Raw genomic sequence first — 24,914 nt, 5'->3', positions numbered from 1 at the left:
CTTGCCCGCCGCGTCGGCGCGGGCCAGCAACAGTGAATGGACCCGGTCCCAGGTGCCGTCGCCGGCCATCCGCCGGTGCCATTTCCACACCGTCTGCCAGGGTCCGAACACCGTGGGCAGGTCCCGCCACGCGATCCCGGTCCGATAGCGATACGCGATGGCCTCGACCATCGTCCGGGCATCCGAGAACGGGCGCCCCCTCCGGCCGGTCGGCCCGGGAAGCATCGGGCCGATCAGATCCCACTGAGCATCCGAGAGCAACTGAAAACGTGACACCACTCCAGCATCACGGCATCAGCCCAAATATTTAGGAGACACGCCCTAGCTGTCCGTTGGGAGCGTGTGGCCTGTCTCGTCGACTGGCTCGCCGAGAGCGCGCCGGATTCGGGCACTCAGCCTGTTCAGTTGTTCCTGCTGCTCTTGCGGATCGTCGGTACCTGCTAGGCCGCGGTCGATCGTTGATTTAGCAATCTCCTGCTTGATGGTCGCCAGTATCGTGGCGGGGTCATCGACGAGGTAGGTGAGCTGCAGGTTACCGGTGATGCGAAGGAGGAGCCGAAGGTCGTCCGGCTCAAGGGGGATCTCATTCATGGGGTGTGTGCGGCGCCAAAGGGTTTTGCGCGCTTGACTCTTCTCGGAACTAGTTCGAACGATAGCCACTTTTCATCCATCAGCGGCTCGTCTTCGACGCGTGGGCGGTGGTGGAAGGAGCTCTGCAACCACATCACGGGATGTGTGAGCGGCTCTCCGTTGACGAATTGGTCAACTTCGGTTCCGCACGGCGGGTCGAAGTCTTGTGCCGCGATCTGCTCGCATGGGTTTTGATCGGTGACATAGACGTCATGATTTGTGTACGGGTGGTCCGCGCGCCGATAGGGGTCCGCGTTCTGCAGGAGCACCCCATATGAACGCGGACGATTCCTAACCACACAAGGCCCGGCGGGCTTACGTGTGACGTTTTGGCCTTTGCGGGACACTTCTTAGTGAGGGTTCTATGAGCGAGGCCGACGCGCGGGCAGATGCGTGCGCCGGAGTCCGGGTTCGGTTCTACGCCGCAAGAGCTCAGGCAGCCGCAAGCTCGAAGCGGGCGCGTTCCTTTCGGAGCATCGTGAACGGGTTAACGTAACGCACACTGACGCCACGGCAGGCATCCGGGATCTTCACCCGCGTCTGTGATGCCGGTGCCGGGACCTCATGGGTGACGACCGTGTCGCCGAAGGTCAACGCGTGAGCAACGAGAAAGTAGTCTGCACTATCAAGGAAGGTCGCCAGCGCGGCGGGCTGGTACTGCGGCTGCGATGTCGCCCAGCTTGCAATCTGGGTCAACGCAGGCGCCAACGGATCGGTGGAACGCCGGAACATGTCCGATCGGGTGTGCACCCACTCGCTGAGCTCATCCCGCTGGGCCCGGAGTTCGGTCTGGACGCGGTCGATGCTGACCGCCTCCCCGGCAGCCACCGACCGGTCGATCCAGTCCCAGAACCCCGGAACGACGGCGAAGTCGTAGTGGACGTTCTTCGCGGTGATGAAAACGTTCGCGTCCAACAGGTACATCAGGCGACCCCCAGCCGGCGACCGAGTTCATTGAATGTCGCAGCTTTGCGGAATCCCAACATCTGGAAGGCGTCCCGGTGCAGTGTGCGCCCTTCAAGCGTGTCGGCGATCACAGCTCGTGCGAATCGTCGGCTCATTTGGAACGGCGCGCTGTTGTAGTAGTTGCCGCCGTCGGACGTGTTCACGCCGATCTTCTTGAGCACGTACGCCGCCTCGGCCCCGTACCAGTCCTGGTACTCGTCCCACGGCAGGCCCCCGAGATCGAACACTCGGCTGAGCACGACGAGGGTGCTAACCCTGAACTTCGCAGCCATCCGATCGAGTTCCTGCCTGCGATCCGCGTTCGGATCCCACTCCCGCCGCAAGCTGTTCAGCGGGACGAGGATCTCGGCGGCAATCGCGTTGCAGAACCGTTCGTCGTCGTTCCCGGACCCTGCAGCAAGAGACGCATCAGAGAGGGCGCTCTCCCCGACCCAGACATGCACCACCTCATGCAGGAGCGTGAAGATCTGGGCCGCCTTGCTGTCCTTGCCGTTGACAAAGATCACCGGTGCCAACGGATCCGCCAGTGCAAACCCTCGGAACTCGCGCGGGTCCAACGCGCGTCGGGTATTCGCGCCCACGACGCCGCTGATCATCACCAGGACACCGATGTCCTCAATGAGATCAATGAGATCCCGGAGTGCTTCGGACCAAGATCGGTATCTCGCCCTATCTTCCACGGTGAACCGGACCCGATTGGCGATTTGATCGGCAACCGTTATTGGGTTGTCTCGAGTGCTGACGGAGCCCACGAAATCTAGTGGGGCACTTCCGACCGCTCGTTGATGCTCTCGGTACCACTCCTGACGTTGCTCAACGAGGTATATCTGATCGAGCAAATCCACAGACGGACGGTGCACGGCAGCGTCGCGGAAGGTTCGAAAGTCCGGGATCGGCAATGGCTCAATTGGGGGCTCTGGAAGGAGCAAATACCCGATAGGCGCGTGAGTGGCTTTGGCGAATTGCTGCAGCTGACTGAACGTGGGCGCAGCAGTACCGCGCTCCCACTCGGGCAGCGCGGGAAACTTCGCTTCGAGCGCCGCTAGGTCCACACCCGCGCGCTCACGCGCCCAGGACAACACCCCCGGGGCCACGTCCACGCTCATTGCTCTCCTCCGCAAATTGCTTGAAGCCTACCCGGTGCAGTCTCTCAATAACCCCGTATGGCAGCCGCAGTCGAACTCGCAACGCCGCACTTATGCGGTCCTCTCGTGCTGAAGGATGTCGCTTCTCGAATCGACGTCTGATGTCCAGAGGTGGGGCGGGCTGATCAGGCCCGCCCCTGCTACGTTGCCCATGCTCACCAAGCCTGGGTAGCTGCCAGGATTCTGTGGTTCGCGGTATTCGTTACCCATCAGGAGCAGAAAGCCTAGAGCGACACGGCAAATCACTCCGCGTCCAGCACTCTAGTGCACGTTGCACGAGCTCACAGGCATACGGTATGCCCGCAAGCCGGTCGATCGACGGGACTTCCGCCCCGGTCGGAAGCCGGTTCGGCGGATCGCGTATTTCCGCGGGCGGGAGATTCCCGTAAGACCTGCCCGCAAATATGCCCGGTGAGGGTGCCTCAAACGCGACGGTCCGAACCATGCTCATCGGTGGCGCCCGCGTCTCTACCTACGCGAACGATCTCACCACGCAACGCAACACCCTCCGGGACCTCGGCGTCGACGAGGACAACATCCACGTCGACCACGGTCTCACCGGCACCAAGCGCGTGCGGCCCGGACTCCGTGAAGCGGTAGCGGCCGTGCGTGCCGGCGACACCCACGTCGTCGCGAAGCTTGACCGGCTGGCCCGTTTCCCTGCCGGACGCACGCCGAGGGTTTCGTGCGTTCAGTGGAGCAGCGGCCGGGGGCTCGGCGCCCCCAGAGTCCTCATCGCCCGCGCGCGCGAACCACCTCCGACCGGCTCGGCTGCATTTCAGCAGCCGCACCGTGCGCAACCGAGCGGACGCGCGTCAGGCCGACGGTGAAACGCACCGCCAGCGCCAGGAGCAGGGACACCGTGGTCGAGTAGAGCAGGACCCCCATCCCGGCGATCCCCTGCGCGATGAACAGGTCGAAGTTGCCGCTGTCGACCATGCCGCCTCCCGTCGCGAACAGGCCGGGGAAGAGGAGGCCGACGAGGCCGCCGACGATCGCCACGACGCAGAGCGTCAGCGCGGGGCCGAAGCGTGCACGCGTCGCCAGGTCCACCATGGTGGCGCACGCCAGCGCAGACAGCGCGCCCAGCAGCATCGCCCAGCCGAGAGTGAGGACTCCGGAGGCGGCCGTCATGGCCACGAGGCCGGCGAACGCCCCGCACAGCGCGCTGGTGAGGGTGGGACGCCGCAGCAGGACCGCATCCACCAGCATCCACATCAGGACACCGGTGGCCGACGCGAGGAACGCTCCGATGGCGATCTGCGGCGCGTACGCGTCGAGCGCGCCCTCCGACCCCACCACCAGCCCGAGCCAGCCCACCCAGAGTGCGGCACCGCCGATTGCGACGAGGGAGGGCCTAGCCGGACGCAGAGGCAGGTGCTCACTCCGTCCACAGGCGATCAGGATGCCCACAGCGCTGGCACCCGCTGCCACCACCGGCAGCGCTCCCCCGAAATCGACGACGTGGAGTCCTGCGACCGCCCATCCGTCGTTCAGCGCGAAGACGCCGTAGCCGACAGGGACGAGCACCAGCGGCAGCCAGAGGACCAGGAGCACGATCCACGCGCGCACTGTCAGCCGCGACGCGACGCCGACCGCGGCGATCGCCGTGCACAGCACGAGCACGGCGATCAGGTATCCGGCACGCGCGGCCGGATACGGGGAGGACGCAGCGGGGTGGATGCCCACGACCGACGCCAGCCCCGGGTCGGGCCGCCCGACCATGCTCGGGAGGAGCGGCCGCCCGGCGACCATGCCGTAGCCTCCCAGCACGGCCAGCACCACGACGATGGCAGCGCCGACCAGCACGAAGCGGAACGAGCGCGCGGCCCGGGCACGGCCGGCCATTCCGCCGGCGAACAGCGCCAGCCCGAAGGCCGCAAGGACCACGAGTGCGCCGCAGAAGAACAGCAGCAGCGCATCCACCTGATCCGGTGTCGCTTGTGCCATCATGCTCCCTCGCCTGAATCGCTCCCCTCACCCTAGCGACGGTCCCCACGACGGCGGACGGGGCACCGCCTCTCGGCGACGCCCCGTCCGGGTCGTGGACTGCGCTCGGATCAGACCGTCTCGAGCGAGTAGCCCTCCTCGCCGTGCACCACGGTGTCGACGCCGGCCAGCTCGTCCTCGTTCTTGATACGGAAGCCCATCGTCTTCTGGATGGCCCAGCCGATCGCGTACGCCAGGACGAAGGAGAAGATCAGCACCGAGAAGGCGCCCAGTGCCTGCACGCCGAGCTGCTGGAAGCTGCCGCCGTAGAGCAGGCTCGAGAACTGCGAGGTCGCCTCGCCCTTGCTGTTGTAGGTGTGGGTGAAGCCGAAGACGCCGATCCAGAGGGTACCGATGATGCCGCCGACGAGGTGGATGCCGACCACGTCGAGCGAGTCGTCGAATCCGAGGCGGAACTTCAGGTCGATCGCCAGGGCGCAGACGGCGCCGGCGACAAGGCCCAGCAGGATGCCGAAACCGGGGGTCAGGATGTTGCAGGCCGGGGTGATCGCAACGAGGCCCGCGACCGCACCGGATGCGGCGCCGATGGAGGTCGGCTTGCCGTCCTTGATCTTCTCCACGATCAGCCAGCCGATCGTCGCCGCGGCGGGGGCAGCCAGGGTGTTGATCCAGGCGAGGGCAGCGACGCCGTCCACAGCGGCCTCAGAACCCGCGTTGAAGCCGAACCAGCCGAACCAGAGCAGGGCGGCGCCGAGCAGCGTCAGCGGGACGTTGTGCGGCTTGTTCATGCCCTTCTGGAAGCCGACGCGCTTGCCGAGCACCAGGGCCAGAGCAAGGCCGGCAGCACCGGCGTTGATGTGCACGGCCGTGCCACCCGCGAAGTCGTTCACGTGCAGGACGGCGGGGGCCCAGCCGTCGGCGAGGTTGAACACCCAGTAGGCGACCGGGAAGTAGACGACCGTCACCCAGATGCCGGCGAACACCATCCACGAGCCGAACTTCGCGCGGTCGGCGATCGCACCCGAGATCAGGGCGACGGTGATGATGGCGAAGGTGGCCTGGAAGCCAGCGAATGCAAGCCCGCCGAGGTCCGGCGTGATGCCGTCCTTGCCCATCAGGCTCGAGAGGAACCAGTCGGGCGTTCCGAGGAAGTGCGGGATGCTCGGCTTGCCGAACGACAGGCCGTAGCCGTAGAGGACCCAGAGGACGCCGACCAGGGCCATCGCGCCGAAGCTCATCATCATCATGCTGATGACGCTCTTCGCGCGGACCATGCCGCCGTAGAAGAAGGCCACGCCGGGGGTCATCAGCAGGACGAGGGCTGCGGCGACCAGGAGCCATAGGGCGTTGACCGTCCCGGTCGTTGCGTAGTCCGCTGCTGTGTGAAGCACCATGCGAATTGTCTACCTCTCTGTGCAAAGGCCCCGCGGGGTGACGCGTTCCCGATCCGGGTGGGGGGCGCTTTCGGGGTGCAGCCAGTCTCGGCTGGAGAGATTTCGACAGAGGGATGCGCGTGTTTCGCCTGTGTTACGCATTCCTGTGCTGTGTAAACACTGTGTTTCGGGAGGCTGCCGGTGTCCTCGGCGAGGAACGCCGCCGCCTCAGGCGGCGAGCTTCTCGCGGATCTGCCGCTTGGCGCGGCCGAGGAGCGCGGACATCCCGCGCAGGCGCAGCGGCGACACCGCCTGGGTCAGGCCCAGCGTCTGCGGGAAGTCGTCGGGCACGGCGAGGACCTCGTCGGCGGTCAGACCGGCGAGGCCTTGCACGAGGATCGACGCGAAGCCGCGCGTGGTGGGCGCCTCCCGGGGCGCGGTGGCGAACAGGTGGACGATGTCGTCGCCGTCGACCTCCACGAAGATGAAGACGGGCGCCTGGCACTCCTCCACCCTCTCCAGGAGGTCGGGATGGTCGCGATAGCGTTCGGGCAGCTCCGGCAGCTCGTCGGAGAACTCCAGCAGCAGCTGCAGGCGGTCGTTCTGCTCCAGCGCCTGGAAGTCGTCACGGATCTCGGCGAGCGCGCCCGTCAGTTCGGCCATCTTTCAAGCGTACGTCTTCGCAGGCGTGTCGATCTCGGATCGGCGGGTCAGCGCGCCGGGACCTCGCCCGGCTCGGCGCCGGTCGCGATCGGGACGCGCACGGCGGAGCCCCACTCGGTCCAGGAGCCGTCGTAGTTCTTGACGTTCTCGAAGCCGAGGAGGTGGGTCAGCACGAACCAGGTGTGGCTGGAGCGCTCGCCGATGCGGCAGTACGCGATGACATCGTCGCCGGGCTTCAGCCCGGCTCCGTCGAGGTAGACCTCTTCCAGCTCCGCGCGGCGCTTGAACGTCGCGTCGGGAGCGGCGGCCTTCGCCCAGGGGACCGACTTCGCCGACGGGATGTGGCCGGCTCGCAGCGCGCCTTCGGTCGGGTAGCCGGGGATCTCGGTCCGCTCGCCGCTGTACTCCTCGGGCGACCGCACGTCGATGAGCGCCCCTCCTCCCGAACGGACGAGTCCCAGGTGGGCGAGAACGTCTTCCTTGAAGGCGCGGACGACCGAGTCGTCGCGCTCGACGACCGGGTACTCCACCGGCGCGGGATGCGGCACCTCGCGGGTGAGCTCGCGACCCTCGGCGATCCACTTGTCGCGGCCGCCGTCGAGCAGCCGCACGTCCTCGTGGCCGAACAGGGTGAACACCCAGAGTGCATAGGCGGCCCACCAGTTGTTCTTGTCGCCGTAGATGACGACCGTGGTGTCGCGCGCGATCCCCTTCGAGCCGAGCAGCTCGGCGAAGCGCTCCGGGCTCACGTAGTCGCGGACCACGGGGTCGTTGAGATCCGTGTGCCAGTCGATCTTGACCGAGCCCGGGATGTGACCCGTGTCGTAGAGCAGCACATCCTCATCGGACTCCACCACCGCCAGGCCCGGTTCGCCCAGGTGCGCGGCGAGCCAGTCGGTGCTCACCAGGCGCTCGGGGTGCGCGTAGCCGGTGAACTCGGGCGACGGGTCGGTCTCGATGGTCATGCGTTGTGCCCTCCAGGGTCGGTCCGGAATCGCGGGGCTAGGCTGGGAGGCCTGCGACAGCTGCGAATCTATGTCCAGCGTAGGCGGCTGGTAACGGCCGCGGTAAGACTTCGACACAAAGGTGCACAACCCGTCATGACCCTCGAACAGACCGGCGCCCTCCCCCGACTCGCCGACCGTTCGCCCGCGATCACGGGCGCCGAGATCGCGGAGAGCCTGGTCCCGCCGTCGCAGTTCGAGCACGCGACCTTCGAGTCCTACCGGCCGGACCACGACTACCCGTCGCAGGCCGAGGCCGTCTCCACGCTGAAGCTGTTCGCGAAGACGTGGGAGCCGCAGCGTCCGGCCGGGCTGTTCAGCCGCAGCCGCAGGAAGGTGGAGGCGATGAAGCCCGGCGTCTACCTGGACGGCGGCTTCGGCGTCGGCAAGACGCACCTCCTGGCGGCGCTCTGGCACGAGGCGCCCGGACCCAAGTACTTCGGCACCTTCATCGAGTACACGGCCCTCGTCGGAGCCCTCGGATATGCGGGAGCTGTCAACCTGCTCCGCGGCTCCACTCTGATCTGCATCGACGAGTTCGAGCTCGACGACCCGGGCGACACCATGATGATGACCCGGATGCTCGGCGAGCTGGTCGCCTCCGGAACCCGGATCGCCGCGACCAGCAACACGCCGCCGAACGCTCTCGGCGAGGGTCGCTTCGCCGCGAGCGACTTCCTGCGCGAGATCCAGTCGCTGTCCGCCAACTTCCAGACCATCCGCATCGACGGCCTCGACTACCGCCGCCGCGACACGACCGGGCACGCCCTCACCGTCGAGCCGGCGGACTACCAGCGGGTCGTCGCGGCGATGGCCGAGCGCGGCGAGACCGTCACGAGCGACCGGTTCGAGGATCTGATCGCGCACCTGGCGACGGTCCACCCCTCCCGCTACATCAAGATGATCGAGGGCGTGGATGTGATCGGCCTCACCGACGTGGAGGTGCTGCACGACCAGATGGCGGCGCTCCGGCTCGTCGCCTTCATCGATCGCGTCTACGACGCCGAGATCCCGGTCGTGCAGACGGGCGTTCCGCTCAGCGAGGTGTTCGACGACGAGATGCTCGGCGGCGGCTACCGCAAGAAGTACCTGCGCTCGACCTCCCGCATGATCGCGCTCACCGCGGGCGAGCTCCCTCCCCACGACGAGTAGCGCACGCTGTCAGACGGTGCGCCGGCCGCCTAAACCGAATCGGGCTGCGACCGAGACGGCAACTCCCGCTACCCCCGTGAGCACGAGTGCGTAGATGAAGGCGATCGGAGCATAGTTCGAGTCTTCTGTTTAGGCATAACTCGTCCCGTCCACCAACCTCCATTGGCATCCCGTCGAGATCGCCTCATGCATGCGTATCGTCGTCCACATGTGCACGCCGGGCTGAGCGTTTAGCTAAGCGCGCGTATAGCAACACTGCCGCGCCGGCCGCCGTGACTCCGTACAGGGTCAAAGTCGACCCGTACATCGACGGGTCGACCACGGTGATCTTGCCGCCCCCCTCCAGCGACCACGTGCACTGCCGCCACAACGGCCACACGCCGAGCGATCGCGTCCCTTCATTGTCGACTATGATGCGGACGTTATCGGGAGCAAAAGGTCCATCTCTCGTGCACTGGTTCTTGTATGACCCCGCTGCCATTACAAAACACCCGAGCAGACCGATGGTCAGAAGCGCTATCGACAGCCCCGTCGCAAGCCGCAACAGGACTCGCTCATTGACCGAGCGCTGACTCATAGCTGTCCGGCTGAGTACTCGGGATGTGTCCGACGGGAGGCGAACAATTTCAGGGCGCGATCGTCGCGCATCAGGTGCGCGACTCCTGTTGCTCTAGGCACCGGCACGCTACTTGTTTGTGAAACATCCGCTTCCTCCGCTCGTGCTCAACGGAAATACCGGCAGAGGCGTTGCCGCACCGGAACTCCCCGATATCCAGCATCGGTTCGGCTTCGCCACCCAATTGCGGGTCTTTCCGAGAGTCGGGCGGTGCATGTCAGCCCCGTTCGCTGGCACCAGGCTGCTCCCGATCCCCATGCAGGCAGGTTGCAGCGTCCACCAATTGGACGTCTCCGCCCACTTTGCTCGACGCGGTCGCACCGCGTGGAGCGCGAATGGACACGAGGACAGAGTATAGCCCGGTCTTGAAAGCCGGTATCCGCTCAGGATGACGGAGACCAACTGTGATCGAATTCCTCCCGCAGCTGTCGAAGAGGTCGTTGTAGTCGGCATATGTTTCGGTTGAAACGCTCAAGTTCGTCGAGCCGAATGTGACCGCCCACGAGTAGTCCCGGTTCGCGGCAATGAACTGCTTCCTGAAATCTCCCGGACACCCTCCGAAGGGTGTCCGAGTTCCCGTGGCATTGTTGTACAAGTCGACTCCGAACTCCATTCCCCAGCCCACGGGGGTGGCGACCGGGGTGCTCCCACCGCTCCAAAGCGCGTACTGGCGAAATTGCATCGATCGGTTAGCCGGGTCCTCCTCGATATCCACCTCCACCAGGCTGGGCTTCCAGCTGTTTGGCGCTGCCGCAAGAGGCTTCAAGGAGGGCCCGTCGGTAGCAAGCTTCTCCGATCGCGCCGCAAAGGTCGCGGCCTGACTCGGCGCGAGAGCGGTCGCTGCGGAGAACGTCGCGAGCCCAGTCGTGACAACGGGCTCGTCCGGTACCACTTCAGGCGATCCGTCAGTTTTTACGGCCCGCTCCTTCTCGACGATCCAGCCGACGGCCTGCGGCGCAGTTCCGAACTCGCGCAGGAACCACGCATCGAACTGCTCAGACGTGAAATCAGGCTGGATGATGTACGCAGCCATCGAGGCGGCGTTCTGTACACGCACGCCTACGATCGACTGTTGGCGCGAGGCCGCGAGGTCTACAGCCTGACGAACCGTGATGGCATGGTCGAAGGGCGCGACAACCTGCACAGTCGGAAGCAGAGCGGCGTCCTTCCATGGATTCTCCGTGCTGGCTTCTGCAGTTGCAGCTGTAGCGGCGGCGTTCGATGGCGGCATGGCCAGGGCGCCGACGGCGAGCACTCCGACCGCGGCAAGGACCGCGCAACGAGTGCGACTCCGGCGTGACTTCATTGGAGTTCTCCTTCGATGCGTCAGCATGACGCGAGGTTCTTGGCGGCTTCGCTCACGACGGCGGCCCCCCCGAGGGTGATCACCGTGGTGGCTCCTCGGGCTGCGATGGACTGAAGTGTGGCGGCGGGCACGCACCCGCCGGGAACGAGATAGAGGGGGCTGCGGTTGCGGGCGGCGAGCGCTCCCCCGCTCAAGGCATCAGGGAATGACCCCGACGTTGCGATATACGCGGAAGCGGCGGTTTGGAAGTAGTCGTCGTTCACCAGCCGCGAGGTGTCCTCTCGGACACTCCCGGCAAAGCGACCGACGGTGAAACTTCCCGAGAGCTGGGTTTGAATCCCAGCCGATATGGCAACGGAGCCGCCCAAGAGTTTGATGGACGAGACCTTGAGAGCCCGGATTCGGTCGAGAGTCGGCTGGTCAACCGTGGAGAGCCTGCCGTCTATCAGGATCACTGGCGCTTTCCGGGCGCCTCCTGCTGCGGAAGCAGAAAGCGCGTCGGGAAAGTCGAGGCCGCTCGCCAGATAGGCGACCGAGGTGGCAGGGAAGCGTGCTGCCACTGCGCGTGATGTTTCGAATCGGTCCGCACCAGCGATCCGCGTCACGGACGCCAACGATGCGAGCTGATTGGAGACTGCGGAAGCCACCGCGGCTTCGCCTCCGACAACGACAATGCGGCTCGGCTTCAATCGTTGTATCTCGGCACGGGTTACATCGGACAGAGATCCACCAGGAGTGAGGAGCAAGGGGCCGCCCTCCATGCCAGCGGCGGCTGACGCGGAGAGTGCATCAGGGAAAGTCTCTCCGTTCGCCACGTAGACAACCGGCGCGGTTGTGGGAAAGGCCGCCTTGGATGCGAGCACCGAACCGGTCCACCGGTCCGCTCCGGCGATCCTCGTCGTCTCGATCACCGTGAGTGTCCCACTCACGGGAGTGGACTTGTTCGAGGTCCCCCAGCCCGCGGTCAAGGAGTACGAGTACCGGCCAGGCGCGATCCCCGACAGCGGTATCTCCCATGAGCCGTCAGGGCGAACAGCCGTCGTGATCGGCGGCTTTGACGATGGGGAAAGGGTGACTGTGTGGTTGCTGCCCCCGAAAGGAAGGGTTCCCCGAATACTCGATGTCGCAGCGATGGCGGTGCCCGCGGCGTTGGCGACCACCGGAGGCTCGACTGCGATCTGCGGTTCCCACCGCCCGGCGAGGGTGCTGAGTGCGGACGGCCGTCCCGATGCGCTCTTGATCGAGAGGAAGGACGAGTATGGCTGGCCGGCGTCCTGCGCGGCTGGGTTGCAGGTGTCTGAGAACGACGAACCGATCAACATACCGACCAGGGATGAGCCCACCATCCCCGGCGCTCCCGTTTCGCCGCGAGTTGAGCACAGGTCCAGCCCGTGATGTCACTCGACTTGCAGATGGGATCGCCCACCTTTGGCGCGACGACGTCGCGGATCTTGATCGGGGCTGAGGCGAGGGGCGCTCCGCTGCTGAGACCCCAGGTAATTGTTTCGGGCAACGTGGATGCGTCTGAAGCGGTGAGGTCGACAAGTCCGATACCGTCGGGCTCCCAGAGTGAGGTGCCGATCGCTTTCGAGCCCAGGTCGCCCGTACCCGAGGCGATCGCGGAGCCGCCCGCCGATGAGCGCTCGATGAGGGTGAATCGGTCAGAGCCTGTGATCGATCGGTCGCCGCACCATCCAGAGGTGAGCAGCTGCGGCTTCCCGTCGGAAATCCGGCGGCCGGGGACTGTGACCGTGCAGGATCGAAGACCCTCGTCGGATGATGCACCCCCGATTGACGACCCGGCTCGAAGGATCTTCGGCTGATCGCCCGCCTCGGCAGAGCTTGAAGCTGTGGCGATCACAAATGCGCTGACCACGAGAGCTACAGCGGCTACCGATGCGACGGATAGAGACGTTCTTGAGCCTCTGCTATACGCGCGGCCTTCCATCATCCAACTACTCCTTAAGTACAACTATCGCCGCGGCAACAGAAACCCCGAACACATCTGACCGTATTGGCCGGTCGCATCTACGATCAATGTGCCGAATTGTGTATATTGCGATGGTGCACGACGTCCGAATCCGCCCACACCCCCGAGCCGCCATCGATGAGATCCTTGATGCCTATGGGAGGGAACTTCTCAAGCACCCGGACATCGCTGACTACTTCACGACGAGCGACGATCTTCTGAAGCAGCAAACGCGTTCGATGCTCGTCGAGGCGTACCGCCGCGCCGAGCAGACACCTCACGAGCAGAGCCCACTGTCATTCGTCTATGCACTTGACACGGAATCCGTGGAGATCGGTGTCGAAGCGGCAGATCGCGTAGAACATCCCGCGGTGCCGCTCATGCTCGCGGAAATTCTCTTCGACATCGCCTTGCCTCTCATGGCGGAAGACCTTCGGAATGTCGCCGATCCCGTCCGTGTGGCGCAATCGCTGCATCGGGCGATCTGGCGACGCTTCCCGCAAGGAGCGATCGCGTACACGAGCGCGCTTCGGGAACGGCTGCTGACGTCGTCCGCCGATGCACGACTTGCGGTAGCCCGGGAGTTGCACGATCGTGTCGGGCCGGAAATCCTCGTCGCCATCCGAGCTTGGGAGGATCACCAGAGCGGCGGGTGCATCCTGGCCGACGACAGCTCCCTGACAGCGTTGAGAAACGCACTCCTCGATGTCCAGGACATCGCCACCAATCTGCGAGAGTCGCTCGATGGGCGTTCGATGTCTCAAGCGATCGAGGATTTCTGCTCCGATTACGTCGGCACCCCGACGGTCAGCCTTGAGGTGCTAGGCCACGAGCCGCTGATCAGGCAGGAAATCGCTGAAGAGATCTTCGCGATTACGCGCGAGGCGATCCGGAATGCTCGGGCTCACGCCGTCGACGCCTCACGGATCGACGTGAAATGCGTTTGGGAGCCGACCGCTTGCCATGTCACTGTTCACGACGATGGAGGCGGTATCCGTCCGGTCGAGCCGGGGCCGCGCACACCATGGGGACTCGTGGGGATGCGCGAGCGGTCTGCTGTCCTCGGCGCACGTTTCGAAGTGACAAGCGACAGCTGTGGAACGGCCATGAGCCTCAGTCTCCCTGTAGATGCGTCAAGCCGTGGATGACACTCGTATCGTCGTGGTGGACGACCACCCGATCTTGCGGGAGGGTCTGGTGACTGCGCTGGAGCGTTCCGGCCGTTTCCAAGTCGTAGGTGTCGGCTGCACCTCGGACGAAGCGATCAGGCTTGCCCTTGAGCACAACCCGGACGTTCTCTGCTTGGACATTGAGATGCCGGGCCCTCCGGTGGGCGACACGATTCGCGCTGTTCGTGCGCAGCACGCAGAAATGCGGATCGCAGTGCTCACGATGTACTCCGGCGGCTCCATGACGAGACAACTGGTGGCCGCGGGCGTGGACGAGGTCCTCTCCAAGACGACTCCAACCGCAGAGGTCCTCCAACGACTCGCGAGCATTCGCCGCCAGAGAGCATCGGATTCCGGCCCGGGCGTTCTGACTGTCCGCGAGACGGAAGTACTTCGACTTGTGGCGCACGGACATGGCAACCGCACGATCGCCACAATCCTGTCCATCGCTGAAGGGACGGTGCGCCGGCATCTCGCGAATGCGTTCGACAAGCTGCACGCGCACTCGCGCACCGAAGCCGTTCGTCTGGCCCGCCTCCTCGGGTATCTGTGACGACCGGATGCCGATTCTTGGGTGGTTTTCCTCAGGAGACCGCTTCGGACGCGCCCGCCACGTTCTCGGCGAGCCAGGCGGTGATCGCGGCGGACCATTTCGCCTCGTCGTAGTTCCACAGTTTCGTGTGGAGGGCGACGTCGAACGAGACGAGCGTGACGATGTCGCTGCGCGCCTCCGCCAGGGCACGTGAACCGGTGGAGGGAACGAAGCCGTCGTCGTCGCTGTGCAGGATGAGCATGGGGAGGCTCAGCTCGGAGGCGCGGGCGACGAAGTCCATGCTGCGGAGGTCGATCGGCGCCCCCTGACCGGTGATGGGTCCGCTCCACTCCGATTCGATCAGGCGCATCGCCCCGCGGGTGACGAGGTCCGGCAGCCGCAGCAGGTTGCCTTGGTACGAGAGCGTGTCGATCCAGTCGACCACGGGCGACTCCAGGACGATGCCGGTGACGTGCTCGAGGGCAGTGGACCGGGTGATCGTCTGCAGCACGACGGCGCCGCCCATCGACCAACCCATCAGGACGATCGAGCGTGCGCCGTGCTCCACCGCGTACCCGATGGCGGCCTCGATGTCGCGCCACTCCGTCCCACCCAGTCCGTAGCGGCGGTCCAGGCTCTCCGGCGCATCCCCGTCGTTGCGGTACGAAGCGAGCAGGCAGGTGAAGCCCGCATCGTGGTACGTGCGGACGGAACGCAGTCCTTCCTGTCGCGTCGCGCCCCAGCCGTGCACCTGGATGACCCAGCGACCCTCATCGGCATCGTCCGGCGCGGGGAAGATCCAGGCCGGCGCCTGACCCAGGTCGGTCGGGATCTCGACGCTCGCCACCGGCAGGCCGAGCTCCTCCGGCCGCAGGTAGTAGTAGCCGCTGATGCGCGCGCGACCCACGCGCAGCGCTCCGAACTCGACGCGCTCGAGCTCGCGCGTCACGGTCCCGTCACCGCGCTCGATCAGCCCGCCGACCTTCGCGAAGCACGTGTCCGAACCCCACCAGAGGCCGAAGCGCCCGGGCATGGACGCATCCGGCGTCGCACGCAGTGTCACCGTCCCGAGTTGCTCGTCGAAGGCGCGGATGGTCTGGTTCTGCGGTCGACGTCGCACGGGTGTGATGACGGTGCGGGCGACGCGCGTGGTCGCCACGGCGGCGAGCGCGGCGGTTCCGACCACCAGCCCCCCGGCGACGATGCCGACGGCGCCCAGGACGCCGGCGCCGATGCCCCGGCCCTGCGGCGGCTTCCGGCTCCGCGCCGTACCCGCCGCCGGCTTCGCCGCCGCCTTCGCCGCCGATCCCACGCCGCCTGCTGCCATAGTGAGCAGCGTACCGGCGGGTACGCCCCCCAGCCCTCAGGAGTTCCCCAGGCGGCGTGCCTTACAGACGGGATGCGGCAAAGGCTTCTAGTGTTCGAAGCGTGCCGACACCGACATCCCCACCGCAGCATCCCGCGGAGTTCGCCACGGCGCTGCAGTCGATCCGCGCCGCAGTGTCGCGACCCGAGCTCGTGATCGAGGAGATCCCCGCGCCTGCCCAGCTGGCCCCGTACTCCATCGCGCTCGCGGCGGACGTGCGGCCGGCCCGCCACGGCAGCGACTCGGACCTCGGCACCGGACGCTTCATCCTCCTGTACGACCCGGACGAGCCGGAGGCGTGGGGCGGACCGTTCCGCATCGTGTGCTTCGCGCAGGCGCCCCTGGAGACCGACATCGGGCTCGACCCGTTCCTCGCGGACGTCGCCTGGTCGTGGCTGGTGGACGCTCTGGATGCGCGCCACGCCCACTACACGGCGGCCAGCGGCACCGCGACCAAGATCATCTCCACCGGCTTCGGCGAGCTCGCCGCCCAGGGGGACGGCTCGCAGATCGAGCTGCGCGCCTCCTGGAGCCCGCTGGAGTCCGACGTGTCCGCGCACGTGGAGGGATGGGGCGAGCTGCTGTGCATGCTCGCCGGGCTTCCGCCGACCGGCGAGGGGGTGAGCCTGCTCAGCTCACGGGCGGCGTCCCCGAGGAAGGCGCCGCGTGGCTGAGCACACCGTCATCGACACGCGCGCAGGGTACTTCGCCGCGGTCGAGCGCATCGCTGCGGGCGAGGGCCCGATCGCGGTGGACGCGGAGCGGGCCAGCGGATTCCGGTACTCGCAGCGTGCGTACCTCATCCAGGTCTTCCGCCGCGGGTCCGGCACCTTCCTGCTCGACCCGCCGGCGATCGGACGCTTCGACGAGCTGAACGAGGCGATCCACGACCACGAATGGGTGCTGCATGCCGCGACGCAGGATCTGACCTGCCTGCGGGAGGTCGGGCTCGACCCGTCCATCATCTTCGACACCGAGCTCGCCGCACGCCTGCTCGGGATGCCGCGGGTCGGGCTCGGAACGGTCGTCGAGGAGCTGCTCGGCATCCACCTGGCGAAGGAGCACAGCGCGGCCGACTGGTCGACGCGTCCGCTCCCGGAGCCGTGGCTGAACTACGCCGCACTGGATGTGGAACTGCTGCCCGACCTGCGGGACGCCATCGCGGCCCTGCTGGAGGAGGCGGGGAAGCTCGACATCGCGCGCCAGGAGTTCGCGGACGAGCTGGTGCGCGACCTCACGCCGGTGCGTCACGAACCCTGGCGTCGCCTGTCCGGCATCCACTCCATCCGCGGCCTGCGCAACCTCGCCGTCGCCCGGGAGCTCTGGCTGAGCCGGGATGCGCTGGCGCGCGAGCTCGACACCGCGCCCGGCCGTCTGGTCCCGGACGCGTCACTCACCGCCGCGGCGAAGGCGATGCCGGAGAGCAAGCGAGCGCTTGCGGCGCTGCGGGAGTTCACCGGGCGGGCGAGCCGCACGGAGCTCGACCGCTGGTGGGCCGCCATCGAGGCCGGACGCACCACGAACGACCTGCCGGTGCTGCGGGGGAACGGCGAGACCCTTCCGCCGCCGCGCGCCTGGTCCGACCGCAATCCCGAGGCGGACGGGCGCCTCAAGGCCGCGCGGGCAGCGCTGACACTGGTCTCGGAGGAGCGCGCCATCCCGCTCGAGAACCTGCTCACGCCCGACACACTGCGACGCGTCGCGTGGACGCCGCCCGCCGAGATCACGCCGGAATCCATCAGGGAGGCGCTCGCCGCGCACGGCGCGCGCCCGTGGCAGGTTGAGGCAACGGCACAGGTGATCGCCCTGTCGTTCGTGACGGCGTCTCTTGTAGATGGCACCCAAACCGTAGACGAGGGGTCCGAGCCCGTTTCGTAGGAAGGATCAAACGATTCTTTTCGTGCACAACCGTGTACCTAGGATCGTTCCCGACCTGATTTGGGAGGCACTGTGGCCGAGAAGAACGATGTCGTGTTCGTAGACGGAGTCCGGACTCCGTTCGGGCGGGCCGGCGAAAAAGGGCAGTACTGGAACACCCGCGCGGACGACCTCGTCGTGAAGGCGATGATCGGACTGCTGGAGCGCAACCCCCAGGTGCCCAAGGACCGGATCGACGATGTGGCGATCGCCGCCACCACCCAGCAGGGCGACCAGGGGCTGACCCTCGGCCGCACCGCCGCGATCCTCGCCGGGCTGCCGAAGTCGGTTCCCGGATTCGCGATCGACCGGATGTGCGCCGGCGCCATGACGAGCGTCACCACGCTCGGCTCCGGCATCGCCTTCGGCGCCTACGACCTCGCGATCGCCGGTGGCGTCGAACACATGGGACGCCACCCCATGGGCTTCGGCGCCGACCCGAACCCCCGCTTCCTGTCGGAGAAGATGGTCGCAGAGGACGCTCTCAACATGGGCATGACCGCCGAGCGCATCCACGACCGGTTCCCGGCGCTCACCAAGGAGCGCTCCGACCGCTTCGCGATGCGCAGCCAGCACAAGCTGGCCGCAGCCTACGAGGCGGGCAGGATCCAGCCGGACCTGGTGCCGGTGGCGATCCGCTCCGAGTCGGGCTGGGGCCTGGCGACACAGGACGAGGGGATGCGGCCGGAGACCACGCTCGAGGGCCTCGCCACCCTGAAAACGCCGTTCCGCCCGCACGGGCGCGTCACCGCCGGCAACTCGTCGCCGCTGACCGACGGCGCCACCGCCTCCCTCCTCGCCTCGTCCGACGTCGTGAAGGAGTTCGGGCTGACGCCGAAGATGCGGATGGTGAGCTTCGCCTTCGCAGGCGTCGAGCCGGAGATCATGGGTCTGGGACCTGTCCCCTCGACCGAGAAGGCCCTGCGCAAGGCGGGGCTCGGCATCGACGACATCGGGCTGTTCGAGCTGAACGAGGCCTTCGCCATCCAGGTGCTGTCATTCCTCGACCACTTCGGGATCGACGACGAGGACCCGCGCGTCAACACGTGGGGCGGCGCGATCGCGATCGGGCACCCGCTCGCCGCGAGCGGCGTGCGCCTCATGATCCAGCTCGCCGCCCAGTTCGCCGAGCACCCCGAGGTGCGCTACGGCATCACCGCGATGTGCGTGGGCCTCGGCCAGGGCGGCACCGTGATCTGGGAGAACCCCACCTACGACAAGCGCGCTGCGCGGAAGGGCTGAGCCACAGTGACGGATTACAGCACGATCGATTTCGGCCCGCTCGCGGAGCTCACCGACGACGAAGTCGTCACCCACTCCTTCGTGAAGGATGTGCGGCTCCCCAGCGGCAAGACCCTCGCGCTCGTGACCCTGGACAACGGACGGGACCACACCCGGCCGAACACGATGGGCCCCGCCACCCTGCTGGAGCTGGGGAAGACGTTCGACGAGCTCACCGAGCGCGCGAAGCGCGGCGAGATCGACGCGGTCGCCGTCACCGGCAAGCCGTTCATCCTCGCCGCCGGAGCCGACCTCAGCCGCGTCAGCGACATCCCGAGCGTGGAGGTGGCCAAGCTGCTCCCCCAGCTGGGCCACTATGTGCTCGGAAAGCAGGCGACCTTCGGCGTCCCGTCGTTCGTGTTCACCAACGGCCTCGCGCTCGGCGGCGGCGTCGAGATCGGCCTCAACGCCGACTACCGCACGATCGACCGCAATGCGGCCGCGTTCGCGCTTCCCGAGGTCTTCCTCGGCCTCATCCCGGGCTGGGGCGGCGCGACCATCCTGCCGAACCTGATCGGGATCGAGAACGCCCTCAAGGTCGTCGTCGAGAACCCGCTGAAGCAGAACCGGATGCTGAAGCCGCAGGAGGTCTTCGACCTCGGGATCGCCGACGCGATCTTCGACTCGGCGAACTTCCTGGAGGACTCGCTGCGCTGGGCCGACACGGTGCTCACCGGCGACGTCGTCGTCAAGCGGCCGAACGAGCCCGGCAAGATCGAGCGGATGGTGAAGTGGGATGCCGCCATCGGCATCGCGCGGAAGATGCTCGAGTCGCGCATCGGCACCGTCCCGAAGTCCCCCTACAAGGCGCTCGACCTGCTGAAGGCCGCGAAGTCGAACGACCGCGAGGCCGGGTTCGCCCTCGAGGACGACGCGCTCGCCGAACTCATCGCGGGCGACCAGTTCCAGGCGAGCATCTACGCGTTCAACCTGGTTCAGAAGCGGGCCAAGCGCCCAGCCGAAGCGCCGGACAGGAAGGTCGCGAAGAAGGTCACCAAGATCGGCGTGATCGGCGCCGGCTACATGGCCAGCCAGTTCGCGCTGCTGTTCGTCCGCCGCCTCCGGGTGCCCGTGGTCATCACCGACCTCGACCAGGCGCACGTCGACAAGGGCGTCGCCTACATCCACGACGAGATCGGCAAGCTGCAGGAGAAGGGCCGCATCTCCCCCGACGAGGCCAACCGCCTGCGCGCCCTGGTCACGGGCACCACGAACAAGGCCGACTTCGCCGACTGCGACTGGGTCATCGAGGCCGTGTTCGAGGAGCTGTCCGTCAAGCAGGACGTCTTCGCCGAGGTGGAGCCGTTCCTCTCCGAGAACGCCGTCCTGGCGACGAACACGTCCTCGCTGTCCGTGGAGCAGATCGGCGCGAAGCTCGCGCATCCCGAACGCCTGGTCGGCTTCCACTTCTTCACCCCGGTCGCGGTCATGCCGCTGATCGAGGTCGTGAAGACGCCGCACACGGACGAGGCCACCCTCTCCACCGCCATGGTCACGGCCGCGGCGCTGAAGAAGAATGCGGTCATCACGGCCGACACGCCCGGCTTCGTCGTGAATCGCATCCTCGCCAAGATCCTGGGCGACGCCATGCACGCCGTGGACGACGGGACGCCGTTCGCTGTGGTCGACGAGGCCATCGCGCCGCTCGGCCTCCCGATGCCGCCTTCCCGTCTCCTCGACCTGGTCGGGCTGAAGGTCGGCGCGCACGTGCTCGACACGCACCATGCCGCGTTCCCGGACCGGTTCTACCGGTCGGAGAACCTCCACAAGCTGGCCGAGTACGGCACGCTGCTGGAGAAGGACGCCAAGGGCACGGTGAAGGGCATCGACAAGGGTGCTGCGAAGATCGTCTCGGGCGGCAAGAACCCATGGACGAAGGAGGAGATGCTGCGTCGGCTCGAGGACGGCCTGGCCGACGAGATCCACCGGATGCTGATCGACGACCATGTCGTGGAAGCACCGGAGGACATCGACCTCTGCATGATCCTGGGCGCGGGCTTCCCGTTCCAGATGGGCGGCATCACGCCCTACCTGGATCGCGTCGGAGCTTCCGAGCGCGTCTTCGGGGACACGTTCCACCACCCGCGGATCGCGGGCGTCGCGTAAGCCGAACCTCCGGGGACACCTACTGGTCCCGACATGCCGTCATGGATACGCTCCATACGGCATGTCGGGACCAGTCGTTTCGTCAGCGGTTGAGCGGGCTCATGTCCGCGTAGCGGTCGCCCGCGGGCGCGGCCACGGCATCCAGGCGGGCGAGCTGGTCCGGGCTCAGTTCGAGCTCGGCGGCCGCGACGTTCTGCTCCAGGTTCTCCACCTTCGTGGTGCCCGGGATCGGAGCGATATCGTCGCCCTTCGCCAGCAGCCACGCGAGCGCGACCTGGCCGGGCTTCGCCCCGAGCTCGCGCGCCACCTCATCCACCTGCTCCACGATCCGGATGTTCGCCTCCAGGTTGTCGCCCTCGAAGCGCGGGTTGAACCGGCGGAAGTCGTCGTCCGAGAGCTGGTCGAGCGACCGGATCGTCCCGGTGAGGAAGCCGCGGCCGAGCGGCGAATAGGGGACGAAGCCGATGCCGAGCTCGCGGACCGTCGGAAGCACCTCGGCCTCCGGGTCGCGCGTCCACAGCGAGTACTCCGTCTGGATGGCCGTGACCGGGTGCACCGCGTTGGCGCGGCGGATGGTCTCGGGCGCCGCCTCGGACAGCCCGTAGTGGAGGATCTTGCCCTGCTCGATGAGCTCCTTCAGCGCACCGACGGTCTCCTCGACCGGTGTGCCGGGATCCATCCGGTGCTGGTAGTACAGGTCGATGTGGTCGGTCTGCAGGCGCTGCAGCGACCCCTCGACCGACAGGCGCACGTTCTCGGGCGAGCCGTCCAACCCGCGCTCGTCGTTCTGCCGGTGGTTGATCGTCCCGAACTTCGTGGCGATGACCACGCGCTCCCGCCGGCCGTCGGCGAACGCCTTCGCCAGCAGCTCCTCGTTCTTGTAGGGGCCATAGATCTCGGCGGTGTCGAAGAACGTCACCCCGAGGTCCATCGCCCGGTGGATGGTGCGGATCGAGCCGAGCTCGTCGTCACCTGCCCCGGTGTAGAACGCGGACATCCCCATGCAGCCCAGTCCCAGCTGCGAGACCTGCAGCTTCTCTGTTCCCAGTGCGATCGTCTTCATACGTCGTTCCCTTCCATGACCTGCGCCGTGCGCTGTCCACCAGCGCTGTGCCGGTACAGGTCGATCTTGTAGTCGATGGCAGCGAGGCTCGCCGTCATCTCCTCCAGCTGGCGTACGACCGCCATCCGGTGCAGGAGCAGCAGTTCCAGCCGCTCCGCCTCCGTCCCCGCTCCCTGCCGTGCGAGCACCACGTACTCGCGCATGGTCCCGATCGGCATCGCCGTCGAGCGCAGCTTGGTGAGAAACGTCACCCAGGTGACGTCCGCCTCCGTGTAGCGGCGGTGGGACGAGGATGCGCGCTCCACGGGAGCGAGCATGAGTCCTTCCCGCTCGTAGTAGCGCAGGGTGTGGGTGCTGAGTCCGGTCCGCTCGGCGACATCCGAGATGGACATCGCCGTGTGTGTGTCGGTCATACCGTCACCCTAGAACTTAGAGCGCACTCTAAGTCAAACGTCCCTCGCCCTGCGCACATTCGACCAGCCAAGTCCAGACTCACAGTGACGAATGGTCGCTCTGGCCGCCTGCAAGTGCACATTCGTCACGAATGTCCACTCACGCCGCCTGTAAGCACACATTCGTCACGAATGTCCACTCACGCCGCCTGCAAGTACACATTCGTCACGAATGTCGCCTCCCCCGGCTGTAAATGCACATTCGTCACGAATGTCGCCTCACGCCGCCTGTAAGCGCACATTCGTGACGAATGTGCCGCGGGGAGGGGCAGGCCTGCGTCAGGCGCCGCGCTTCTTGGCCGGGGCCGCTTCGGTGCCGGGCGCGTCGTCCGGGAGGGGGCGGGCGATCGGGACGCGGCTGCCGAGTACCTGGGCCACGAGGTCGCGCGCGATCTTCTGCGGGGTGAGCCCCGCTTCCTCCAGGATCTGCTCCCGGGAGGCGTGGTCGATGAACGCGTCCGGCAGCCCCAGCTCGTCGACCGCGGTGTCGATGCCCGCCTCGCGGAGGTCCTGGCGGACGCGGGTCCCGATGCCGCCGACCCGGATGCCGTCCTCGACGGTCACGACGATGCGGTGCTCGGCGGCCAGGGAGAGGATGCTGCGCGGCACGGGGACGACCCAGCGCGGGTCGACGACGGTGGCGCCGATTCCCTGCGCGGCCAGCCGCTCCGCGACCTGGAGGCCCAGGTCCGCCATCGGGCCGACCGTGACGAGCAGCACATCCTTACGATCGCCCTCGCGGAGCACGTCGACGCCGTCGTCCAGTCGCCGCAGCGCGTCGATGTCGGGGAGCACGCCGCCCTTCGGGAAGCGCAGTACCGTCGGCGCGTCGTCGACGGCGACGGCCTCAGCCAGCTCCTCGCGCAACCGTGTGCCGTCGCGCGGTGCGGCCAGCCGGATGTTGGGCACGACCTGCAGGATCGCGAGGTCCCACATCCCGTGGTGGCTGGGTCCGTCCGGTCCTGTGACGCCGGCCCGGTCGAGCACGAACGTCACCCCCGCCTTGTGGAGGGCCACATCCATCAGCACCTGGTCGAACGCGCGGTTCATGAAGGTGGCGTAGATGGCGACGACGGGATGCAGTCCTCCGTACGCGAGGCCGGCGGCGCTCGTGGTGGCGTGCTGCTCGGCGATGCCGACGTCGTGGACGCGCGCCGGGAAGCGCTCGGCGAGCTTGTGCAGGCCCGTCGGCCGGAGCATCGCGGCCGTGATGCCGACGATCGTGGGGTCCTGTTCGGCGAGCCGGACGATCTCGTCGGCGAAGACGTCCGTCCAGGTCGCCTTGCCGGAGCTGCCGAGCGACTCGCCGGACTCGGGGTCGATCTGCCCGACCGAGTGGAACTGGTCGGCCGCGTCGCGCAGGGCCGGCGCGTAGCCGCGTCCCTTCTGGGTGATCGCGTGGACGATGACCGGGGCGCCGTAGTTCTTCGCCTGGCGCAGCGCCTCCTCCATCGCTCCGATGTCGTGCCCGTGGACGGGGCCGATGTACTTGATATCGAGGTTGGAGTACAGCGCCTCGTTGTTGGTGAACCGGCTGAGGAATCCGTGGAGGCCGCCGCGCACGCCGCGGTAGAAGGCGCGCCCGGGCGTGCCGAGCTTGTCGAATGCCCGCTGCGAGGTGAGGTAGAGGCTGCGGTAGCTCTTGCGGGTGCGGACCGTGTTCAGGAACCGTGCCATCCCGCCGATCGTCGGCGCGTACGACCGGCCGTTGTCGTTGACCACGATGATCAGCCGGCGATTGTTGTCGTCGGAGATGTTGTTGAGCGCCTCCCACGTCATCCCGCCGGTCAGAGCGCCGTCGCCGACGACGGCGACGACGTGGCGGTCCCGCTGGCCGGTCAGTTCGAACGCGCGCGAGATGCCGTCCGCCCACGAGAGGGAGGAGGAGGCGTGGGAGCTCTCGACGATGTCGTGCTCGGACTCCGAGCGCTGCGGATAGCCGGCGAGGCCGTCCTTCTGCCGCAGCTGCGAGAAGTCCTGGCGACCGGTCAGCAGCTTGTGCACGTACGACTGGTGGCCGGTGTCGAAGACGACGGCGTCCCGCGGCGAGTCGAACACCCGGTGGATGGCGATGGTCGTCTCCACCACGCCCAGGTTCGGGCCCAGGTGCCCACCGGTCTTCGCGACGTTCGCGACCAGGAAGGCCCGCACTTCGGCGGCGAGCTGGCCGAGCTCCCGGTCCGTCAGACGGTCGAGGTCGCGGGGACCGTGGATGGTCTCGAGAATGCCCATGGATTCGAGTCTAGGCTCGCTG

General features: G+C 67.0%; 22 protein-coding genes and 1 pseudogene. 9 read left to right on the top strand and 14 right to left on the bottom strand.

Annotated elements, in window-relative coordinates:
- The 4 genes from BM287_RS09365 to BM287_RS09345 form a co-directional block, all read right to left on the bottom strand.
- Positions 1 to 276 (bottom strand): transposase (locus tag BM287_RS09365; RefSeq protein ID WP_139230646.1); only part of this gene is annotated, 276 nt, incomplete at its 3' end.
- A 45-nt stretch (positions 277 to 321) separates the two neighbouring features.
- Positions 322 to 591: a hypothetical protein gene (locus tag BM287_RS09360; RefSeq protein ID WP_090038372.1), complete on the bottom strand. Its 270-nt coding sequence runs from the start codon at positions 589 to 591 to the stop codon at positions 322 to 324.
- Between the two features lie 471 nt (positions 592 to 1,062).
- Positions 1,063 to 1,554, bottom strand: a complete 492-nt coding sequence (locus BM287_RS09350; protein ID WP_211772965.1) for a DUF4411 family protein — start codon at positions 1,552 to 1,554, stop codon at positions 1,063 to 1,065.
- The gene (locus BM287_RS09345; RefSeq protein ID WP_090038385.1) at positions 1,554 to 2,702 is read right to left on the bottom strand and encodes an ImmA/IrrE family metallo-endopeptidase; all 1,149 of its coding nucleotides are present in this window, start codon (positions 2,700 to 2,702) and stop codon (positions 1,554 to 1,556) included. Before BM287_RS09345 ends, BM287_RS09350 begins: the two co-directional genes overlap by 1 nt.
- A gap of 482 nt (positions 2,703 to 3,184) precedes the next feature.
- Between BM287_RS09345 and BM287_RS18070 the strand changes: the two are divergent.
- A pseudogene (locus BM287_RS18070) lies at positions 3,185 to 3,416 on the top strand (recombinase family protein); the annotation flags it as partial.
- Positions 3,417 to 3,473: 57 nt separating this feature from the next.
- On the opposite strand, the gene BM287_RS09335 reads toward BM287_RS18070, so the two are convergent.
- The 4 genes from BM287_RS09335 to BM287_RS09320 form a co-directional block, all read right to left on the bottom strand.
- The gene (locus tag BM287_RS09335) at positions 3,474 to 4,694 is read right to left on the bottom strand and encodes an ammonium transporter (protein ID WP_244528101.1); all 1,221 of its coding nucleotides are present in this window, start codon (positions 4,692 to 4,694) and stop codon (positions 3,474 to 3,476) included.
- A 107-nt stretch (positions 4,695 to 4,801) separates the two neighbouring features.
- Positions 4,802 to 6,085, bottom strand: coding sequence for an ammonium transporter (locus tag BM287_RS09330; RefSeq protein ID WP_090038394.1), 1,284 nt, complete (start codon positions 6,083 to 6,085; stop codon positions 4,802 to 4,804).
- A 207-nt stretch (positions 6,086 to 6,292) separates the two neighbouring features.
- Positions 6,293 to 6,727, bottom strand: a complete 435-nt coding sequence (locus BM287_RS09325) for a SufE family protein (protein WP_090038397.1) — start codon at positions 6,725 to 6,727, stop codon at positions 6,293 to 6,295.
- 47 nt (positions 6,728 to 6,774) lie between these two features.
- On the bottom strand, positions 6,775 to 7,692 hold the full coding sequence (locus tag BM287_RS09320; protein WP_090038400.1) for a sulfurtransferase: 918 nt from the start codon (positions 7,690 to 7,692) through the stop codon (positions 6,775 to 6,777).
- A 135-nt stretch (positions 7,693 to 7,827) separates the two neighbouring features.
- On the opposite strand from BM287_RS09320, the gene zapE reads away from it, so the two are divergent.
- Entirely contained in the window at positions 7,828 to 8,883 is a 1,056-nt protein-coding gene (gene zapE, locus BM287_RS09315) for a cell division protein ZapE (protein ID WP_090038402.1), read from the top strand.
- 833 nt (positions 8,884 to 9,716) lie between these two features.
- Here zapE and BM287_RS09310 read toward each other — a convergent pair.
- Positions 9,717 to 10,805, bottom strand: a complete 1,089-nt coding sequence (locus BM287_RS09310) for a hypothetical protein (RefSeq protein WP_139230645.1) — start codon at positions 10,803 to 10,805, stop codon at positions 9,717 to 9,719.
- A 20-nt stretch (positions 10,806 to 10,825) separates the two neighbouring features.
- A complete protein-coding gene (locus BM287_RS18065; protein ID WP_280140940.1) occupies positions 10,826 to 11,566 on the bottom strand; it encodes a cell wall-binding repeat-containing protein in 741 nt (246 codons plus the stop codon).
- 73 nt (positions 11,567 to 11,639) lie between these two features.
- Here BM287_RS18065 and BM287_RS17820 point away from each other — a divergent pair, with 73 nt between their 5' ends.
- The 3 genes from BM287_RS17820 (at position 11,640) to BM287_RS09295 (ending at position 14,496) form a co-directional block, all read left to right on the top strand.
- Entirely contained in the window at positions 11,640 to 12,200 is a 561-nt protein-coding gene (locus BM287_RS17820; protein WP_170857490.1) for a hypothetical protein, read from the top strand.
- 669 nt (positions 12,201 to 12,869) lie between these two features.
- Complete coding sequence (locus tag BM287_RS09300; RefSeq protein ID WP_175463927.1) at positions 12,870 to 13,922, top strand: sensor histidine kinase; 1,053 nt, start codon at positions 12,870 to 12,872, stop codon at positions 13,920 to 13,922.
- Positions 13,915 to 14,496, top strand: a complete 582-nt coding sequence (locus BM287_RS09295) for a response regulator transcription factor (protein WP_170857493.1) — start codon at positions 13,915 to 13,917, stop codon at positions 14,494 to 14,496. The genes BM287_RS09300 and BM287_RS09295 overlap by 8 nt, the downstream gene beginning before the upstream one ends.
- A gap of 31 nt (positions 14,497 to 14,527) precedes the next feature.
- Here the strand turns inward: BM287_RS09295 and BM287_RS09290 are convergent, their stop codons facing one another.
- Positions 14,528 to 15,802 (bottom strand): alpha/beta hydrolase family protein, encoded by a 1,275-nt coding sequence (locus BM287_RS09290; RefSeq protein WP_090038416.1) that lies wholly within the window; start codon positions 15,800 to 15,802, stop codon positions 14,528 to 14,530.
- Between the two features lie 101 nt (positions 15,803 to 15,903).
- On the opposite strand from BM287_RS09290, the gene BM287_RS09285 reads away from it, so the two are divergent.
- The 4 genes from BM287_RS09285 to BM287_RS09270 all read left to right on the top strand — a co-directional run bounded on the left by BM287_RS09285 (position 15,904) and on the right by BM287_RS09270 (position 21,145).
- A complete protein-coding gene (locus BM287_RS09285) occupies positions 15,904 to 16,515 on the top strand; it encodes a DUF3000 domain-containing protein (RefSeq protein ID WP_090038419.1) in 612 nt (203 codons plus the stop codon).
- Entirely contained in the window at positions 16,508 to 17,719 is a 1,212-nt protein-coding gene (locus BM287_RS09280; RefSeq protein ID WP_090038421.1) for an HRDC domain-containing protein, read from the top strand. Before BM287_RS09285 ends, BM287_RS09280 begins: the two co-directional genes overlap by 8 nt.
- A gap of 72 nt (positions 17,720 to 17,791) precedes the next feature.
- Positions 17,792 to 19,000: a thiolase family protein gene (locus BM287_RS09275; protein WP_090038423.1), complete on the top strand. Its 1,209-nt coding sequence runs from the start codon at positions 17,792 to 17,794 to the stop codon at positions 18,998 to 19,000.
- A gap of 6 nt (positions 19,001 to 19,006) precedes the next feature.
- Positions 19,007 to 21,145 carry a 3-hydroxyacyl-CoA dehydrogenase NAD-binding domain-containing protein gene (locus BM287_RS09270; protein ID WP_090038426.1) on the top strand — a complete coding sequence of 713 codons (2,139 nt, stop codon included), beginning with the start codon at positions 19,007 to 19,009 and terminating at the stop codon, positions 21,143 to 21,145.
- An 82-nt stretch (positions 21,146 to 21,227) separates the two neighbouring features.
- Here the strand turns inward: BM287_RS09270 and BM287_RS09265 are convergent, their stop codons facing one another.
- The 3 genes from BM287_RS09265 to dxs all read right to left on the bottom strand — a co-directional run bounded on the left by BM287_RS09265 (position 21,228) and on the right by dxs (position 24,892).
- A complete protein-coding gene (locus tag BM287_RS09265) occupies positions 21,228 to 22,208 on the bottom strand; it encodes an aldo/keto reductase (RefSeq protein ID WP_090038429.1) in 981 nt (326 codons plus the stop codon).
- Positions 22,205 to 22,621, bottom strand: a complete 417-nt coding sequence (locus tag BM287_RS09260) for a MerR family transcriptional regulator (protein ID WP_090038431.1) — start codon at positions 22,619 to 22,621, stop codon at positions 22,205 to 22,207. The genes BM287_RS09265 and BM287_RS09260 overlap by 4 nt, the downstream gene beginning before the upstream one ends.
- Before the next feature lie 318 nt (positions 22,622 to 22,939).
- A complete protein-coding gene (gene dxs, locus BM287_RS09255) occupies positions 22,940 to 24,892 on the bottom strand; it encodes a 1-deoxy-D-xylulose-5-phosphate synthase (RefSeq protein ID WP_090038434.1) in 1,953 nt (650 codons plus the stop codon).
- Positions 24,893 to 24,914 lie beyond the last annotated feature (22 nt).

This window comes from Leifsonia sp. CL147 (assembly GCF_900114565.1).
GTDB lineage: Bacteria > Actinomycetota > Actinomycetes > Actinomycetales > Microbacteriaceae > Leifsonia.
The sequence above is the reverse complement of the archived record's forward strand: the minus strand, read 5'-3'. Positions and strand labels throughout refer to the sequence as shown.